At 64.0% G+C, this 1,962-nt stretch carries 1 protein-coding gene; it reads right to left on the bottom strand.

Annotated elements, in window-relative coordinates; genetic code table 11:
• Positions 1–94: 94 nt before the first annotated feature.
• Positions 95–1,459, bottom strand: coding sequence for a group II intron reverse transcriptase/maturase (gene ltrA / locus AB4Z47_RS30565; protein ID WP_441956169.1), 1,365 nt, complete (start codon positions 1,457–1,459; stop codon positions 95–97).
• Positions 1,460–1,962 lie beyond the last annotated feature (503 nt).

Here is a 1,962-nt window from a genome sequence, read left to right as displayed (position 1 = left end):
CCATTGGTAGTCCGGGGCTCTCGCCCCTTTCCCCTTTCAATTCCGTGCGTGCGGTTTTCCCGCACACGGCTTACCGATGATCGTCATGACAGGGTTACGCTGCCTTCGGGTAGCGGACGGTGCCGCGAAGCCGGTGCAGGCCGTGCCCGTTGAACCACTTTTCGGTCCAGGCGTCTGCCACTCCGAACCGGAGGTTACGGCCGTGCTTCTTGCGCATGAGCCGATACAACCGGTCATTGACGTAGTAGTCGATCTGCCTGAACTTCGTGGCGGCGTTGCCGGTGCGAAAGTAGTTGCCCCACCCGCGCAGAACCGGGTTCAGATCCGCGATTACCTCGCGGATGTCCCGGCCGACGCGGTTGCTGCCGGTCCGGACCCGGATCTTGTCCCGGAGCCTGTTCATGGCCCGCTGTGACGGCCACCGGTGCAGGTAATAGCGCACGATCCGCTTCTGTTCCCATAACCGGCCCGACATCCGAGCCCTGAAATGACATCCGAGGAAATCCAGGCCCTCGCGGCCCTCTCGCAGGTCAACCACCTTCGTCTTGTCCGGATGCAACCGTAACCCCAACGACGCCAGGATCTCTCCTACCGCCGCCAAGGCCGCGCTCGCTTGCGCCGCACTGCGGCACAACACCACACCGTCATCGGCGTAGCGCACCAGCTCACCCACCTTGCGTTGGGCAAGTTCAGTGTCGAGCACGTGCAGGAAAATGTTGGCCATCAACGGTGAGATACAGCCGCCCTGAGGTGTTCCAGCGACCGTCCGCTCGACCGCCCCATCAACCATCACCCCTGCTTGCAGCCACAAACGCAGCAGTTTGAGCACCCGCCGATCCGAGACTCGTCCGCTCACCTCGGTGAGCAGACGTTCATGATCGATCTCGCCGAAGAAATTCGCGATATCGAACTCGACCACGAACTGGCAACCCGCGATGAACCCGGTCCGAAGTCGTTCCTTCGCCATCGCCGCCGACCGCTTCGGACGGAACCCGAACGAGCACGGCAGAAAATCCGCCTCCCAGATCGGTTCCAACACCAGCCGCGCCGCCGTTTGAGCCACCCGGTCCCGCACCGTCGGAATCCCCAACGGCCGCACACCACCTTGTGGTTTCGGGATATTCACCCGGCGCGCAGGCGCCGGGCGATACACGCCCTCGCGGAGGTCATGACGTAACTCACGCAGCATGCGGTCCACGCCGTACTCCTCCACCGCGACCAGGGTCACACGATCGACCCCGGCCGCACCCTTGTTCCGCCGTACTCGTTCCCATGCCTCCCACAGGACCTCACCCCTGTAGATACGGTCGTACAGAGCATGGAAACGCCGCCCCGGAGACTGCTTGGCCGCAGCCCCTAGCGCACGTTGCAGTTCTCGCACTTTCACCGGCGACGGACCGTCACCGGCTACGACGGGCCAGCGCCCGCCGGGGTTGTTGGACCGGACGTCACCGGTCATGCCCTCACGCTTACCCACTCCATGCGCGTGATCAAAGTKCGGGTCCTTCCCTCCCGGCGCGTTATGTTGCACGCCGATCACCGGTACTATTCCCCGCTCGGACTCCCGCTGCCCACCAAGAGATTTCACCATCGGCTTATACCCTCGGCCACACCCGACGACAGGCCGGGCAGACGGGCCTCTCCTGTTCCGAACCGAACTGTGCGCACGTGCCACCACCCGTACCCCGGAAGAACCCGACAAGCCGCTTTCGGAACCAGGCTCGACGGACATGGCCTTCGCCGTGAAATGAGCGGCTCGGCTCCTCCATTGTTGTTGTGACGAGGCTGCAGTGTTCGCTTGATGCTGCGGCCCGCGCGCTTGCTCCCTCCGAAGAGGCTCTCGACACCCCGCTCAGCCCGCCGCTTCTCAACGACGAACCGGGGCCTGCTACCCGGCGCTCCGACGCCTACCGGGACGGGACTCACACCCGCTAGCTCGGTCCAACTTTCAGGACGCAACAT

It is taken from the genome of Nocardia sp. 2TAF39, assembly GCF_052114905.1.
In the GTDB taxonomy this organism is placed as follows: Bacteria; Actinomycetota; Actinomycetes; order Mycobacteriales; family Mycobacteriaceae; genus Nocardia.
Note: the sequence above shows the minus strand (reverse complement) of the source record. Positions and strands in the feature narration are given on the sequence as shown.

Coding starts and splice junctions, on each gene's coding strand:
- ltrA (WP_441956169.1), bottom strand. CDS start 1,459: ATGACCGGTGACGTCCGGTCCAACAACCCCGGCGGGCGCTGGCCCGTC.